General features: G+C 27.0%; 19 protein-coding genes and 1 tRNA gene. 2 read left to right on the top strand and 18 right to left on the bottom strand.

Features of this window, described 5'->3' with window-relative positions; genetic code table 11:
• Window positions 1-11: 11 nt before the first annotated feature.
• The 5 genes from ruvB to CNEONATNEC86_RS08345 all read right to left on the bottom strand — a co-directional run bounded on the left by ruvB (window position 12) and on the right by CNEONATNEC86_RS08345 (window position 4,041).
• A complete protein-coding gene (gene ruvB, locus CNEONATNEC86_RS08365) occupies window positions 12-1,049 on the bottom strand; it encodes a Holliday junction branch migration DNA helicase RuvB (protein ID WP_058294788.1) in 1,038 nt (345 codons plus the stop codon).
• 205 nt (window positions 1,050-1,254) lie between these two features.
• Window positions 1,255-1,851, bottom strand: coding sequence for a Holliday junction branch migration protein RuvA (ruvA, locus tag CNEONATNEC86_RS08360; protein ID WP_058294787.1), 597 nt, complete (start codon window positions 1,849-1,851; stop codon window positions 1,255-1,257).
• 339 nt (window positions 1,852-2,190) lie between these two features.
• Entirely contained in the window at window positions 2,191-2,760 is a 570-nt protein-coding gene (locus CNEONATNEC86_RS08355; protein WP_058294786.1) for a hypothetical protein, read from the bottom strand.
• Window positions 2,761-2,844: 84 nt separating this feature from the next.
• Window positions 2,845-3,714: a radical SAM/SPASM domain-containing protein gene (locus CNEONATNEC86_RS08350; RefSeq protein ID WP_058294785.1), complete on the bottom strand. Its 870-nt coding sequence runs from the start codon at window positions 3,712-3,714 to the stop codon at window positions 2,845-2,847.
• A 150-nt stretch (window positions 3,715-3,864) separates the two neighbouring features.
• Complete coding sequence (locus CNEONATNEC86_RS08345) at window positions 3,865-4,041, bottom strand: hypothetical protein (protein WP_157065772.1); 177 nt, start codon at window positions 4,039-4,041, stop codon at window positions 3,865-3,867.
• 164 nt (window positions 4,042-4,205) lie between these two features.
• Here CNEONATNEC86_RS08345 and CNEONATNEC86_RS08340 point away from each other — a divergent pair, with 164 nt between their 5' ends.
• Window positions 4,206-4,691 (top strand): hypothetical protein, encoded by a 486-nt coding sequence (locus CNEONATNEC86_RS08340; RefSeq protein WP_058294784.1) that lies wholly within the window; start codon window positions 4,206-4,208, stop codon window positions 4,689-4,691.
• 46 nt (window positions 4,692-4,737) lie between these two features.
• Here the strand turns inward: CNEONATNEC86_RS08340 and CNEONATNEC86_RS08335 are convergent, their stop codons facing one another.
• The 8 genes from CNEONATNEC86_RS08335 to CNEONATNEC86_RS08300 all read right to left on the bottom strand — a co-directional run bounded on the left by CNEONATNEC86_RS08335 (window position 4,738) and on the right by CNEONATNEC86_RS08300 (window position 12,010).
• Window positions 4,738-5,916, bottom strand: coding sequence for a L,D-transpeptidase family protein (locus tag CNEONATNEC86_RS08335; RefSeq protein ID WP_058294783.1), 1,179 nt, complete (start codon window positions 5,914-5,916; stop codon window positions 4,738-4,740).
• Window positions 5,917-6,358: 442 nt separating this feature from the next.
• Window positions 6,359-6,970: a hypothetical protein gene (locus CNEONATNEC86_RS08330; protein WP_058294782.1), complete on the bottom strand. Its 612-nt coding sequence runs from the start codon at window positions 6,968-6,970 to the stop codon at window positions 6,359-6,361.
• Window positions 6,971-7,063: 93 nt separating this feature from the next.
• On the bottom strand, window positions 7,064-7,258 hold the full coding sequence (locus CNEONATNEC86_RS08325; RefSeq protein ID WP_058294781.1) for a hypothetical protein: 195 nt from the start codon (window positions 7,256-7,258) through the stop codon (window positions 7,064-7,066).
• Window positions 7,259-7,428: 170 nt separating this feature from the next.
• On the bottom strand, window positions 7,429-8,640 hold the full coding sequence (gene fliB, locus CNEONATNEC86_RS08320) for a flagellin lysine-N-methylase (RefSeq protein WP_058294780.1): 1,212 nt from the start codon (window positions 8,638-8,640) through the stop codon (window positions 7,429-7,431).
• Between the two features lie 108 nt (window positions 8,641-8,748).
• Window positions 8,749-9,264: a zf-HC2 domain-containing protein gene (locus tag CNEONATNEC86_RS08315; protein WP_058294779.1), complete on the bottom strand. Its 516-nt coding sequence runs from the start codon at window positions 9,262-9,264 to the stop codon at window positions 8,749-8,751.
• A complete protein-coding gene (locus CNEONATNEC86_RS08310) occupies window positions 9,261-9,752 on the bottom strand; it encodes an RNA polymerase sigma factor (protein WP_058294778.1) in 492 nt (163 codons plus the stop codon). The genes CNEONATNEC86_RS08315 and CNEONATNEC86_RS08310 overlap by 4 nt, the downstream gene beginning before the upstream one ends.
• Window positions 9,753-10,290: 538 nt before the next feature.
• Window positions 10,291-11,292 carry a GGGtGRT protein gene (locus CNEONATNEC86_RS08305; RefSeq protein WP_125148910.1) on the bottom strand — a complete coding sequence of 334 codons (1,002 nt, stop codon included), beginning with the start codon at window positions 11,290-11,292 and terminating at the stop codon, window positions 10,291-10,293.
• Between the two features lie 25 nt (window positions 11,293-11,317).
• Window positions 11,318-12,010 (bottom strand): iron-sulfur cluster assembly scaffold protein, encoded by a 693-nt coding sequence (locus tag CNEONATNEC86_RS08300; protein ID WP_058294776.1) that lies wholly within the window; start codon window positions 12,008-12,010, stop codon window positions 11,318-11,320.
• Between the two features lie 428 nt (window positions 12,011-12,438).
• Here CNEONATNEC86_RS08300 and CNEONATNEC86_RS08295 point away from each other — a divergent pair.
• Window positions 12,439-12,525 (top strand) — tRNA-Leu (locus tag CNEONATNEC86_RS08295).
• 312 nt (window positions 12,526-12,837) lie between these two features.
• On the opposite strand, the gene CNEONATNEC86_RS08290 is transcribed toward CNEONATNEC86_RS08295, so the two are convergent.
• The 5 genes from CNEONATNEC86_RS08290 to CNEONATNEC86_RS08270 form a co-directional block, all read right to left on the bottom strand.
• Window positions 12,838-12,996, bottom strand: coding sequence for a hypothetical protein (locus CNEONATNEC86_RS08290; RefSeq protein ID WP_157065771.1), 159 nt, complete (start codon window positions 12,994-12,996; stop codon window positions 12,838-12,840).
• Window positions 12,997-13,630: 634 nt separating this feature from the next.
• Window positions 13,631-14,236 (bottom strand): ECF transporter S component, encoded by a 606-nt coding sequence (locus CNEONATNEC86_RS08285; RefSeq protein ID WP_159135835.1) that lies wholly within the window; start codon window positions 14,234-14,236, stop codon window positions 13,631-13,633.
• A gap of 95 nt (window positions 14,237-14,331) precedes the next feature.
• Complete coding sequence (locus tag CNEONATNEC86_RS08280; protein ID WP_159116038.1) at window positions 14,332-15,186, bottom strand: phage replisome organizer N-terminal domain-containing protein; 855 nt, start codon at window positions 15,184-15,186, stop codon at window positions 14,332-14,334.
• A 301-nt stretch (window positions 15,187-15,487) separates the two neighbouring features.
• Window positions 15,488-15,640 carry a hypothetical protein gene (locus tag CNEONATNEC86_RS08275; RefSeq protein WP_157065770.1) on the bottom strand — a complete coding sequence of 51 codons (153 nt, stop codon included), beginning with the start codon at window positions 15,638-15,640 and terminating at the stop codon, window positions 15,488-15,490.
• Between the two features lie 131 nt (window positions 15,641-15,771).
• Window positions 15,772-16,311, bottom strand: a complete 540-nt coding sequence (locus CNEONATNEC86_RS08270; protein ID WP_159135834.1) for a DUF5662 family protein — start codon at window positions 16,309-16,311, stop codon at window positions 15,772-15,774.
• Window positions 16,312-16,402 lie beyond the last annotated feature (91 nt).

Here is a 16,402-nt window from a genome sequence, read left to right as displayed (position 1 = left end):
GTCACCTGTAATCATTCCTCATCAAACAAATTAACTTGTATATTATTTTTTTTCTTAGACGGATTAACACGTCCTAAATGTTCATACGCTTTGTCACTTGCAATTCTTCCTCTTGGCGTTCTAATTATAAAACCTTGCTGAAGCAAATATGGTTCATATACATCTTCTATAGTTCCAAGTTCTTCTCCAATAAAGTATGATAGAGTTTCTATACCAACTGGTCCTCCATTAAAGTTATCTACAATTGCTTCCAATATCTTATTATCAACTTTATCAAAGCCTTGATTATCAACTTCTAATAATTCTAGTGCATTTCTAGCCTCTTTTAATGAAATTAATTTGTTAGCTTTTACTTCTGAATAATCCCTAACTCTTTTTAATAGTCTATTAGCAATCCTCGGAGTTCCTCGTGATCTTCTTGCAATTTCAAGTGCACCTTCTTCAGTAATATCACATCCAAATACAGCAGCACTTCTTACTACAATTTCTCTAAGTTCTTCATTTGTATAATATTCCATTGCACATAATACACCAAATCTATCTCTAAGTGGTGCTGTAAGCATTCCAATTCTCGTTGTTGCTCCTATAAGTGTAAACTTAGGGAGATCAATTCTTATAGACTTTGCTGCTGCACCTTTTCCTATGACGATATCCAGTGAGTAATCTTCCATGGCCGGATATAATATTTCTTCAACACTTCTATTTAATCTATGAATTTCATCTATAAATAAAACATCATAATCTTTTAATGATGTTAATATTGCAGCTAAATCTCCTGCTCTCTCAATTGCAGGTCCTGATGTTATTTTTAAATCTCCATTCATTTCCTTAGCTATAATATTAGCTAAAGTTGTTTTTCCAAGTCCTGGAGGTCCATATAATAAAACATGATCTAAGGCTTCTTTTCTATTTTGAGCTGCTTTTATAAATATCTCAAGCCTTTCTTTAACTTTTTCTTGACCTATGTACTCACTTATCTTTTGTGGCCTTAAACTTAATTCCGAATTATTATCTTCAAGCATTTCATTTGGAGTAACTATTCGTTCCATTTCTTATTCCACCCCACTTTTTCAGTTAAGAGTTAACAGTGTACAGTTGAATATAAAACCTAATAAAATTCATGCTACTTTCTATTAATTTTATCATTTAACTCAAGAGAATTCTTTTCTATATTTTAATATTATTTTACAAATTCTAATAAAGAATCTCTTTTTTAACTGTTACTTGTCAGCTCTCAACTGTTAACTTTCTTAATTACATCATTAATTGTTTTAATGAATTTTTAATTATATTTTCAACAGTATCATTTTTATCCACATTCTTTAATGCATTTTCTGCTTCTTTTTCACTATATCCTAATGCTATTAAAGCACTTAATGCTTCTGATGAGGCCATTATATTACTCTCATCTCCTGAAACACCACCTACTGAAGAATCAAGTAATTCATCTGGCTTTAGCTTATCTTTAAGTTCAAGTATAATTCTTGCTGCTGTCTTTTTACCAATTCCAACACCTCTACATAGATGTTTTTCATCACCTGTCATAATAGCATATTTTAAATTGTTTACTCTGCTTATTGATAATAATGATAATGCTGCCTTTGCACCAACACCATTTATTGTTAATAATAATTTGAACATTTCAAGTTCTTCACTTGAATCAAAGCCATATAATCCTATAAAATCTTCTCTTACTATTTGCTCTAAATAAAGCTGAACTTCTTCTCCATTTTTAGGCATAGAAGACATAGTAGCCCCTGAGGTAAAGATTTTATATCCTATCCCATTATTCTCTACTATTATATAGTCCTTATTTATTCCTATATATATTCCTTTTATGTATTCATACATAATTGTTTCTCCTCATAATAAATACTCTTACACTAAAATGATAAAGTATAATTTAGATTTAATCTAAATTATACTTTATCATTTTACAATAAATCTTTCAACTCATAAACTCTTATCTTAATATTGTTAATATAAATTTCTTATTAAGGCTTCATAATTTATCCTTTATTTTTATTAACAATTTGTCCAAATTCAGTTTATCTATTATCATCTTCTGAAAAATATTAAACTTAAAACAAAGATGTACTTAACCCAAATTCATATATTATTTTTTAACAAATTTATAATTTGCTTTTAAAACTATATTTGAATTGTTTTAAATACATCTTCACTATTATTTTAAGACAAAAATTCTGACAATCCTTCTTCAGCTTCTTCTTTACTATTATACATAAATTCAAAATTTCTTATTTTTTCTTTATCTATTTGACCCAAACTATCAACTGTCTTAAAGTCTGAATACACATCGGCTGAATTTTCAATTTTTAAATTTCCATCTTTATCAGTTTTATATATTGCTAAATATCCGTCTTTATCACCAATATAATATTTATTAGCTTCTAATGTTTTTGTTGCATCCTTTTTGAACATAAATTCGTTATTAGCATTAACATCAAGTACATAGCCTTGTTTTTCTAACAATTTAATGAGTTCACTTTCTGTCAAATTCTCTGTTATATTTAGTTTGCTTTTTAGATCAGCAAGTGAATACTCCTGTTCTTTTTTATCTCCAGCAAATAAGATTATTTTTGTCTTATCATCCAATCCTTCTTTTTCTTTTACTGCGTTTTGAGTTGCAATGTTTGGCTCTTTGCTATAATAATTATCCATACATATATAAGTAAGTGAAAATATAATTGCTAAAGCTATACTCATGCTTAAAAATAATTTTATTTTATTATTTACCATTAATAATCCCTCCTTACTAGGGATTATTGACATATAGTAAAATTTATATACAACTTATATTATAACTTTTATAGTTTTAGTTTTTTATCTTACTCTGCTTATAAATCCACATTTTCTACATAATTCTTCTACTGCTGTTTTATTTGAAAATCCATCATATATTTTTTTAGCCCTATCACAATTTATGATTTCTTCTAAATCATTTTCAAATATGTTTCCAAGAGGTATACTCCCCTCACTATCTAAACAGCATGGCACTACGGTTCCATCAACTAATATTCCAATATGGTCTCTTAATCCATAACAAAAAACTCTTTCATCCATTTCCTCCTCTTTTAAGGATGGCCATTTAAATTTTTCTCCCATATTTATATAAACATTATTTCTTAACTTAAAACTGTTTTTTTCCTTTAATTTTTCTTTCAAATCACAATCTAAATCAAATTTCTCTTCTAATAAATTTAATATATTTTTATTCATATTATTGCTTGCTTTATATTTCGCATCTAAATTCCATAATCTTAAAACAGAAATTATATCGGTTTCTTTACTAGATATTTTTATAAAATTAAGAATTCCATCAACATACTCTTCAAATGTCACTTTATGTTCATTTGCTTCAAAACTATGTAGTGAAAAATTCACCTGCCTAACTGATTTTGAATTTAATAAAATTTCTTTTACATTATTTATTAATGTTCCATTTGTAGTTATATTAACTTTTATTAAGTTCTCTTCACATATATTTAAAAAATCACTAAAATTACTATTTAAAAATGGTTCTCCCATAAGATGCAGATATACATGATTTGTATAAGGTGCAATTTTATTTATGATTTTTGAAAAAGAATCTACACTCATAAATTCTAATTTTCTTGATATTTGGGGACAAAAATTACATTTTAAATTACATATATTTGTTGTTTCTATATAAATTTTTTTAAACTTCTTCACTGTTTTTCTCCAATTCCAAATAGTTTTTGATATTTCATTTACAACTATACACAATAAATTTTAAAAATGCAAAGACATTACTTTATTAAGTACATATTATTTATAGTATTCAAAATAATAAACACTTTTAAAATAATCTCTGCATTACTCTTAATCTTTTTTATTTTTTTCTTTGCTTTTGACTTCAATCAACTTTTTTTCTTCATCTCTTTTTTCTCTTGAATCAAAAAAAACTAAAACATAATATATTAAATGCACTATCAAAAGAATTATACCAATAACAATTAATACAATAGTAAAAGCATGGATTGAATCTGGTACATTCATAACGTTTCCTCTATCATTTTGTATTTATTAATTAATATAAATATATGCACTTTACCATATATAATTTACTTATACAATCAAATTAGCCACTATTATGTAAAATACTTATAATATGCTATAATATTATTATAAATGTAAAACTTAAAATAAGAGTGGAGGTATATATGATTTTAAGTGCTCTTTCTGTATCTAGTCCTTATCAATATCAGCCTTATAATTTTCAATCAACTCCAGCAGCTGAAGCATCTACCTCAAAGTCATCTGAAATCTCTACAGAAGCAAACCTTTCATCTAAAGAAATTCAATCAGGTGAAATCTGTCAAACCTGTAAAGAGAGAAAATATCAAGATGGTTCAGACGATCCTAGTGTATCTTTCAAAGCTGCTGGACATATTGATCCTGAAAATTCCGCCGCTGTAGTTAAAAGCCACGAAATGGAACATGTAGCAAATGAACAAGCTAGTACTAAGTCTAAAGATAAGGACGTTATATCTCAAAGTGTATCTTTACAAACTTCTGTCTGTCCTGAATGCGGCAGGACATATGTTTCAGGTGGTACTACAAAAACTACAACAAAATCCGAAACTACTTTACCTTTTAATTTTGATAAATCAAATCTAAAAGGTAACAACGTAAATGAACTTGTATAAAATATAGCCAAACTCTTTCTTAATAGAGTTTGGCTATATTTTCAATTTACTCTGTATAACATATTATGGGTGTTCCTTCTTCTATATTATCAAATATTTTTTTCGCCAAATAACTAGGTAAATTTACACAGCCATGAGTCCCATCATTTTTATAAACGTTTCCTCCAAAAGCACCTCTCCAGCTTGCATCATGAAGTCCTATATTTCCATTAAACGGCATCCAATATTTAACTTTAGATGCATAGTTATCACCTCTAAGTACTGCATCTTTTTGCTTATAATTTAATACATAAGTCCCATTGGGAGTTTTCCATCCTCTTTCCACATTACCCGTTACAACACTTCCTCGAGTTACAAGTTCTCCATCTTTATAAAACCATAATTGCTGTCTTGTAATATTTACTTCAACATAAGTTTTTCCAATATCATTATCCCCTCTATTTTTTGCCTTCTGAATATATACCGGCTCTTTAACTATACTTTGACCACTTTCTATCGCATTTATTAACTCTGTATACTCTTTATCTTTATCAATTCTAAATCCATAGTTTCCACCTTTAACTTCAACCTCTTTACCCACTGAAGTAGCAAATATTCTAGTTTTTCCATAAGTATCATATTTTCGCGATAACTCTTGTACATATTCTTTTATCTTTTCTTTATCAATTCTAGCATTTAGATTTTCATCTATAGTAATCCAACTACTAATAACTCCTCTATCAACTGTTTCTGTTGCTTCATCAAAAGTATATACAATCTTAGATGATACATATTTATCACATATTTTTTTTGCTTCAATAAGCTCTAATGAATTTGAAGTATATATAGGTTTTTCATAACAATTAACTTCTCCAATGTTTACTTTTACTTTTCCATATTGAATAGCTTCTTCAATTTTATTAAATAATTCATCTTTTTTTACCTTATCTCCATATACTTCATCTATAATCTCATATTTAATACCATTAAATTTTAAACTTGCACTTTTAGGTTCTATTGTTTTTTCATCATTTAAGCAATTTAATTTTTCAAAGCTTTCTTTTAATAAATCAATATCATAATTGAAAAATTTATCATGAACATAATTCTTCCTTTTAAAAATTTCATATATCCATATTGAACTTTTTTGTTTATTAATAATGTTATCCAAAATTTCATTTTTATTATATTTTAAATCAATTTCTTTTCCTTTAATATCTTCTACTATGCTATTTCGTTCTTCCAAAGAAATAGTATAGGTTTCTATCTTTCTATTTATCTTTTTTTCTGCTTGTTCAACTGTCTTTCCTGAAATATTTATTCCATTAACGATTGTTCCAAAATAAAAATGACTCTTAAAAAATAATGAAATACATATATAAGTAGTAATAATAGCAGTAGCTACAATTATTTTCTTAATTTCTTGTTTATTTATATCTAAAATAACAATTCCTCCCCCATAACATTTAAATACATATTAAAAGCTGTAAATTTAAATTGTATATTATAATATTATGTAGTTAGGATTCTCTTTATTATTAATAAACCTTTTTTACATAAATAAAATCCAACTTTTTCTGAAATCAGCTTAAAGTTGGATTTTGTATTTATTAATATTATAACTATTGCATATGATATATCACCAATAAAATATATTTTACTCTGAGTTTTAAATCTCATAAAAATATCTATTGTTCTTGCATTCTTTTCACTTTATATTTATCTTTTTCTTTAACTATTTTTATGTTTAAAATGTTATTTAATATTTCTAAACTTCTGACATCATTAATATATTTTATATCATTTTTACTTATTAATTTTTCAATCATTTCTATTATATCATTTATTTCGTCATCATCTAAAATAAAGCCTTCTAAACATTCCCTATTTATATAAGTTAAAGTATGCCATATTTGTTCTTCTGATATGTTATTTATATCTATAAGAACCCAAGTAAAATCTTTTCTTCTTTCACCCTTTGGATATGCTTCTTTGAAAAATTCCAAGAATGTACTTTGTATCTTAGGATCCTTTACTGAAACGTATTTTCCAAGTTGTGCTTTTAACTTATTTTGAAGAAACATAATAGTATTAGGTTTCACTTTATCAGACATCTTATCTATACTTCTATAAATAAAATTATATGTAGATTCTATTTGGTATACTTCCACCTGTTCTTTTATAAGAATTCTAGTCATCTCTATATATTCTAGAATATTCTTCTTACAAGTAAGCTCTTTATTATAAAGTTTTTCCCAAATCTCTTCTCCACTTAAGTTTTCAAAATTAATCTTATCCATATTGTCTTCTTCCTTCTTACATTAATATTTTGCTAATAATATATTGGTTTATTAAATTATATACTTATGTAATAAGGAATTACAATAAATACTTTATCTGTCCACTTTTTCAATCGATGATATATGTTGCGGGCTTATTGTTATTGATTGGTTTGGTATCTTAACTAATCCTGTTCTAAGCTTCATCTCAGAGAACCCTAATCCAGATGAATTCTCATATAAAATTCTTTCTATATTTTCCTCTTCAACATTATACTCTTTTCCGCTATCCATAATAATTTTAACCATTGCTACACCTCATTCTACATTTAATACATCACATTTTAACAAATTAATACATAAATCATTAATATTATACAATTAATGAAATAATATGTCTAACTTATTAATTACTTTATAACAATGATAAAACTAGGATTTAAGTCAAATATTTCTTCCATGCTTTTATATCCTTTATATTATAAAATCATACTTGCAAATTCCATATTATCAAACTCATTTTCCTTTATATATTCTAATATTTCCTCTAAATAATTTTTATCATGTTCTATTGCTTTAGCAAATACCTGAATAAATTTGATTATATTTTCTCTTGAATCTATTTGGTTATCTAAATGCATACCTATTAAATAAAATCTCATTAGAGAATATCTTATTAATAGCATAATATACGCGTCAAACATATATTCACCTTCTGAAAAAGGAAATAAATTATTATACATAAAATTAACTAAGTAATTTTCAAAAATATAGTCATTTTCATTTACATACTTTTCAATATAATACTCAAATTCATATATATATTTATCTGCATTTTTTTCTATATCATAATTATCCTTAGCATTTATTCCATTCAAAACTTGTCTTGTATATCTTTTAAATGTTTCACTATCAATTTCATTAACAATATCTAGAGATTTAATCATATTATTTAGAAATGATACTTGGAAAATATAATTAAGATTATCTTTTTTATATGAATTCCTTGCTAAAGCCACATCATATTCCTTTATAAATTCATTCACATCATCAGTTTCATAATCAACATACTCTAAATTTTCTATAAAATCACCTAATATATAAAGCCTTTCACTTAAAGTAAAATTTCTATCTTTTATTATTTTAATACTGAATCCTCTAATTTCTTTGAAGTAATTTAGCCATGATTCTTCGTCTAAATTTGTTTCTATTTCATCATTTATAATATATTTATTAAATATTTTTTCACTTTCAGCAAGCTCTAATCCTTCCTCCTTTGAAAGAATAAGTCTAGCTGCTTCTGGACACGCTACATCAAGAGACATTTCATATTGATCATCTATTTTATTAATTATTCTTGGAAAAGATGTACACACTTTAGAAAGGTAATTTTCTCCTAATTTACATTGTATATTACAATAATTTTTATCATTTAGGAAGGGGCATCTCTTTTCCTTATTTAATTTAACTTTACCATAATCAGCATTCTCGTTTGTACAATTTCTATTTTCAAAAACATTATCTTTAATAACTACTTTTATTTCATTATCATCAATTTCACTATATTGCTTAAAAGTAATTTTATCTATGTCCACATCCCATCCAACACAGCAGTTATCTTCACATTCTCCACCTATACATTTAAATTCATCAAGATAACTTGGATGTAACAGCTTAATTATTTTTTTCATATTTCTCTTCCTTTTTAAACTTATATTTTTAACTCACTCTTTTAATTCTATCAAAAAAGAAACAATGTTCCTATAAAGAAATGCATTGTTCCTATAGAAATAACTTCCTTACGAATTAAAATATGAAATTAAAATAGGTATAGCTTTAAATAAGATAGGTATTATTATTGGAATTAACCAGAAAAGCCCTTGAGTAAAAAAAGATCCATTTCCAGAATTAATATTTCTTTCTTCTCTTTCATAAAAGCTTTTCTTTGTATCATCTATATCAAAGTCAAAATCTAATACTGGTGCCTGCCACAGTGCAAAACCTGTTATTAATAATGCCGTTATTAGAAATTCTAATGAACCTTCTTCTCTAAACTGTAATGTTGCACCATAAAACATTGGCCAAAATAAATACCATAAAAATTTAAATCTCATTCCCTTAATTATCTTTTTATCATCTGTATTTGGTTTCTCTACCGGTATCTTAAGTTCAGTTTTATAACTTTCACACAATTTTCTACATTCACCACATGATTTTAAGTGGTCTACTATTAAATCATTGGTTTCTTCACATGTAAGACCTTCTATATAGTTAGGAAGCAAGTCACGTATTACATAGCATTCTAATTCTTTCATTCTAATTCCTCCTTCAAATCTTCTAGAAGTTTATGTTTATCCCTCATAAAAGTAACTCTTGCCCAGCTCTCTGTCTTACCAAGTATAATTGCAATTTCTCTAAATGTAAGATCATTTATTAATCTAAAAACCATCAAAGATCTATGCGGCTCTTCTAAATTATCTATATATTTAAGAATCTTGCTTACCTGTTCACGCTTTTCATAGCTATCTATCATTTTATCATGAAGTGGAACTTCTTCATCTAACTGTAACATCGGTGGATTCTTTTTAGTCCAATGAAAATATTCATGTCTGGCAATTGTAAAAATCCATGTCTTCAGTGAGCATCTTCCTCTGAATGTAGCTATGCCATTCATAACTTGTAAAAAAGTAGCTTGAAGCATATCTTCTGCAATAACTTCATTACGTGTCATTGAAAGTAGATAATAATAAACATCATCTGAATATGTATAATAAATCTCTTCTACTTCATCATGCCTCCTCATTCCATATCCCCCTTCCTATTAAATTAGAGTATAGAAAAATAATTTTGTTACAAAAAAAGTCTATAAAATAATATATAATTTCTTTATTTTTATCCTATTTTATATATGAATAAATTTCAAGATAATAGTCTATAATTGTGATATCATAATAAATACCACCTAAAAGGGAGATAACTAAATTAATAGTTGTCTCCCTTAATCCAATTAATATAATTCCAAACTTTTATTCTTTATTCTAACTACAGTATAAAACTACGTCTAATATTATTTCTTCTATACGTTCTATCGAATAATCTATAACTGAAATTAACATAAAAAACAATTCAAATATTACTAATTTAACAGTTATATTTAAACAGTGTATAATTTGTTTTTTAAATCATATTCTTAATTTATGCTACAAAAACTAAAAATGCTAATAATAAATAAAAAATAGCACACGTCATATATAAAATAAAATTTATCTTAAAATATGATGTGTGCTATGTGAAAATTTAATTATTTATTTATTAAAAATCTGTAAAGCTAGAAGTTTAGCCTATTTAGACATTGCTTCTTCTACAGCAACAGCAACAGCAACAGTAGCTCCTACCATTGGGTTGTTACCCATTCCAATAAGCCCCATCATTTCAACGTGAGCTGGAACTGATGAAGAACCTGCGAATTGTGCATCTGAGTGCATTCTTCCCATAGTATCTGTCATACCGTAAGAAGCTGGACCTGCTGCCATGTTATCTGGGTGAAGAGTTCTTCCTGTACCACCACCAGATGCTACTGAGAAGTATTTCTTACCTTGTTCAACACATTCTTTCTTGTATGTTCCTGCAACTGGATGTTGGAATCTTGTTGGGTTAGTTGAGTTACCAGTGATTGATACATCAACACCTTCCATATGCATGATAGCAACACCTTCTCTAACGTCGTCAGCACCGTAACATCTTACTTTAGCTCTTTCTCCGTTTGAGTATGCTTTTTCTTTAACTACTTTAACTTCTCCAGTGTAGTAGTCAAATTGAGTTTGAACGTAAGTAAATCCGTTGATTCTTGAGATTATGAATGCAGCATCTTTACCTAAACCATTTAATATAACTCTTAATGGTTCTTTTCTGACTCTGTTAGCTTTTTCAGCTATTTTAATAGCACCTTCAGCAGCAGCGAAAGATTCGTGTCCTGCTAAGAATGCGAAACATTTAGTTTCTTCTCTTAAAAGCATAGCTCCTAAGTTTCCGTGTCCTAAACCAACTTTTCTATCATCAGCAACTGATCCTGGGATACAGAATGCTTGTAATCCTTCTCCGATTGCTTCAGCAGCATCTGCAGCCTTTGTGCAACCTTTCTTTATAGCTATAGCAGCACCTAAAGTGTAAGCCCATCCAGCATTTTCAAATGCGATTGGTTGAGTTTCTTTAGCGATTGTGTAAGGATCAACACCTTTTTCAGCACAAACTGCCTTTGCATCTTCTAGAGTCTTCATCCCGTATTTTTCTAATACAGGAGTGATTTGATTAATTCTTCTTTCATAACTTTCAAATAATGCCATTTTAAAATTCCTCCTTTACAAATAATTATTTATGTCTTGGATCGATTAATTCAGCAGCGTCAGCAACTCTTCCGTATTGACCTCTAGCAGCTTCTAATGCTTCGTTAGCATCTACACCTTTAGCAATGCTTTCCATCATTTTTCCTAAGTTAACGAATTTGTAACCTATTATTTCTTTATCTTCATCTAAAGCTACATCTGTAACATAACCTTCAGCCATTTCTAAGTATCTAGGTCCTTTAGCTAAAGTTCCGTACATAGTACCAACTTGAGATCTTAATCCTTTTCCTAAATCTTCAAGACCTGCTCCTATTGGTAATCCACCTTCAGAGAACGCTGTTTGAGTTCTTCCATAAACTATTTGTAAGAATAATTCTCTCATAGCAGTGTTTATAGCATCACAAACTAAGTCTGTGTTTAATGCTTCTAAGATAGTCTTTCCTGGTAATATTTCTGAAGCCATAGCAGCTGAATGAGTCATTCCTGAACATCCAATTGTTTCAACTAATGCTTCTTGGATTATACCTTCTTTAACGTTTAATGTTAATTTACAAGCTCCTTGTTGTGGTGCACACCAACCTATACCATGTGTTAAACCTGATATATCAGTTACTTCTTTTGATTGTACCCATTTTCCTTCTGCAGGAATTGGTGCTGGTCCATGATTAGGACCTTTAGCAACTACGCACATTTCTTCAACTTCTTTTGAATACATCATATAATTTGCTCCTCCCTAATTAATAGATGATAATAACTATTGAACTGCACAACCTGTTTAATAGTTATATACTATTGGGCATAATCCGACCCGCTAGGGTCGTTCCCCCTATTTCTATAATAGCAAATCATTTTGCTTGTCACAACCTTTAATTTTAAAAATGTACTCAAAAAGTGAAATTAATATAAATTTTTAATCCAATTTGAGATTTTCTTTAAATTCTCGCATAATATTTTCTGATTAATTAGTAAAATATATAAACCTAGTTAGATTTTTTATTTCTTTTAATGCATAAGATGGGTTATTACATGTAAATTTATTCAATAATTTATCTCTAAATTTTTCTATTTATAAATAAATTATAAAAAAAATAATTTTATGCTTGAATTATTTTTTTATTCATGCTAGAATATTTTTTGTTGGTGCATGCCGGTGTGATGGAATTGGCAGACGTGCTGGACTCAAAATCCAGTGGTAGCGATACCGTACCGGTTCGACCCCGGTCACCGGCACCATTATTTTTATCAAATCGCTGTATTGCTTGGGTGTAGCCCCTTGTAGTACGGCTTTTTTATTTTGTTTGCAATAACTAGAATTAATATTTATTTTCCAACAAATCAACTAATTATTCCATGGTCTATAAATAATTTATTTTAATAAATACAATAAAAAATCTATAAATTATTTATAATCTCTATGCTTAAACTTCTTTAATATATAAATTACAATATCAAGTCCCAAACTAACTAATTTTTAAAAATAATCTATGCACTTATATAAAAAAGGTATATTAAAATAATTAATTATTATTTTAATATACCTTATATTTAGGCCTTTATTTTATCTTTTAATTCTTTTTTCTCATTATTCAGTACATCAATTAAATAATTATCAGTATATATTTTTCCTAATCTTAATTGCCTATTAATTTCTCTTATTCTTTCCTTATATTCTTCTAAGAGTTCATCACTTATGTTTTCTTGCATTTCCTCACCCTACTTATTTTTCTATCATAATTTATACTTTAAGAAGTTTATCATATATATTTTTTTTCGACAACTTTAAATTATAAAAAAAATATAATTATTTTAAAATATTATTGTATTAAGCAAGTTTATGGAATATAATTACAGTAGAGATATGTATTATATAAATCCTATTATCTTGAAAGGGGTTAGTAAAATGTTTATCTAAGAATAAATAACTCAAATACAATTAAGAATGTAAAGCATTTAATGAAAAATTAAGGGGGATTTCATATGTATGCGCTCTCAGAATTTTGTTGCTTCTTGCTTAAGAAATTATATAAGTTTTTAAAAATCACAGGATTAATTGTACCAACGGTAGTTATTTCATTAGTCATATCAATAGATGAATTATTTTTAAATTTCAATTCTCATTCTATAAATATTATTAAAGAATCTGAATTTATATTAATTGATTTTTCTATAATAATATTTCTATGTATAGTTATTAAAAAATTTAAACTAGTATACAAAAACTTCATATCTAATATAACACGAATTAAATGTAAACGTATAACTAATCATTGAAAATATATTTCTAAATAGAGAGTATTCCAATAGTATTAGAATACTCTCTTTGATTTATACTAAAATCTTATTCATTCGTTTTTCCAACTGGTAATAATAATCCCGAATTTTTTAATATGGGTCTTAAAACATTATATATAAATGTCACCAATATTACAGACACTACTGAATTAACAAAAGTAGTTACAGTACTAAGCTTTGCTAATATAGAAGCTGCTTCCTGCGGCTGTCCTAAAATATATTGTTTATAAAAGTATCCTACAACTGGATCTGCAACTACATTAAATGCTAAGCCACCAACTGCTGCAATTATACTCCATTTAAATATATACTTTTTATCATTGCTTTCACTTATTTTAGCATAATTATGTGCTATAAGTCCTGTAATTAATCCAATACATAGCTTTAATAAAAATGTTTTTGGTGCAACAATAATATATACTGGATCTAATATATCTGCTATAGTCATTCCTATTGCACCAGCTAGTCCACCATACAAGCCTCCGAGTAAAAGTGATGCTAACACACAAAACGCATTTCCTATATGCAGTGATGATGCATCTCCTCCTGGTAATGGAATTTTAATTTGAAGAAATGTAAATGATACAAAACACAATGCAGCAAGTAATGCAGTCTGAATTAATTTTTTAGTTCTAATATTTTTATTTTCCATATAATATAGCCCCCTTATAACTTTTAATTGTATATAAAAATATTATGGTCATTATATCACTGCAAAAAATTTATAGCAATTGTACCCATACGATATTACGTAAGATCAAAAACTTTTACAACCCTGCTTTCACCAATAAAAAGCTCATCCTGATCTTCTGCAAATATAGAAATCACTTCTTCCGTTCCGAATACCTCCTTAATTTGCTCTGCAGTCATTTTTTTATTAATATTTTTATCATCTTTTTTTAAAGATACTCCTTTTTCCTCTGTACCTATTTTATCTTTTGCTTTTTTATTACTTCTATCTGTGTTTTTTATTTTAGGATTACAATTTATAGTCATTTTATTTGAATTCTCTATATTCTCATTATTACTTAAATTACTTTTCATAAAATATGTTGCGTTATTATTATCTTTTTGATCATTAGTCTTATTAATAATATTAATTGGCTCAGATTCTTTCTCATAATGTGTCGTTTCATTATTTTTTGTGATTTCATCTATGACATCATTCCTAACTTCAACTTCTATAATATTATTTTTATTATCTCTATCTTTTACTAATATATTATTCTGGAACTTTTCATCTTCCTTGTGATCATCTTTTATTATTTCTTTTCTTCTGCAATTATTTTGGTGCTTGGCCCAATTTTTCACCTTAAAAGTATTTTCTTCTGATATATGAATAATTTCTAATTCATTTAAAACACCTATAGCATATTCAACTTCTTCATAACTTCTGTTAAATTCTATTCCTAAAGTTTCTATTGTATAAGGCATATTTTTTGTAATATATAACTCTCCATCTAAATCTACTTTTCCAGCTAATACTATTAATCTAGCTAAAACGTAATGTATAAGATCCCTTCTAGCCATTGTATCAATTATCTTACACTTGATATCATCATACATATCCACTCTAAACCTAACATGAGTTCTCTTTTTCATAATTTATCACTCCTATAAATAATTTTTTCCTTCATAAAAGATATACGCGCGAGATTAAAAAAACACATATAATTTTTAGTTTTTTTGATCTTATTTTTTATAAAAAATTCTCTTATATAATAGATATATGGTTTAGTACTAAAAATCTATATGTTTTTTATAAATTTTTTATATTTTTCGTTCGACAAAATATTATTATAAATAAAAAATCGTCAATATAATTTTCTAAAGAATTAAAAAGCATTTGTATTGATTAGTTTCATCATAATCAATACAAATGCTTTTTAAGTAACAAAATCAATTAATTTTTAAATACAATAACAGCTTCAGTAGCACTTAAAATTTTTACATCCAGAATATCCTTTCCACTATACCTAAGTAGCTCTTTATTCAGCTTGTTACTTAAGTCGTCTAAATTCTCACCTCTTAATACCATTGTAGATACTACGTTCATCTCTTCCCCCCCCATAAACTCTATTAAAATTAATATATTAATTAACACGCTACCATATTAAACCTTTTCATAGCATGTCTTATTTAATTTATAATCTACTTATGATCATAAATTAAATAATATGTAATTACTTATTTAATAATATTATTTTTTATATACTTTAAAGTATTCTCTTCACCTTCATCACATAATTTATTAAGTAAAAATTCCAAAAGTTCTCTACTTTCAGGATGCAGTATATAATAATGCTTTCTTGCTTCATAATACTCCAGTGCACTTCTTTGAGTATATTTTTCCTTTAAATAATTTTTTGAAGCACTCATCCTATCTATAAACATTTCCACAACATATTTAGTCGGCATATTCATCCCTTTTAGTCCTTCACTTTCTTTAATACCATAATCAATCCAATACTCAAAATGATGTTTATTTCTTCCTTTATGATGCAGCCATGCCTCTGAAAGTCCTTCTTGTTTCTTTTGAATGCCATTTGGACTAATACTACCGTTATAGTACTTAATTCCAGCAAAAAATTCCACTGGATTATATTTCGATAAATCATGTAATAGTCCCTGTTTATATAAACCGACTTTAAAGCAAGATTTCATTACTAGCAATTTGTGATTTGTTATTGTTATAAAGTGTCCTAATGCATTATTAATTTTACTCATTTTTATTATATGTCACCTTACTTTAATATTAATACAGTTTTTAATACATTATAATATAATTCTTAATTACATTATACATTAAATGTTTTGA

The organism is Clostridium neonatale, assembly GCF_900465025.1.
In the GTDB taxonomy this organism is placed as follows: domain Bacteria; phylum Bacillota; class Clostridia; order Clostridiales; family Clostridiaceae; genus Clostridium; species Clostridium neonatale.
This window is presented reverse-complemented; position numbering and strand designations above follow the sequence as displayed.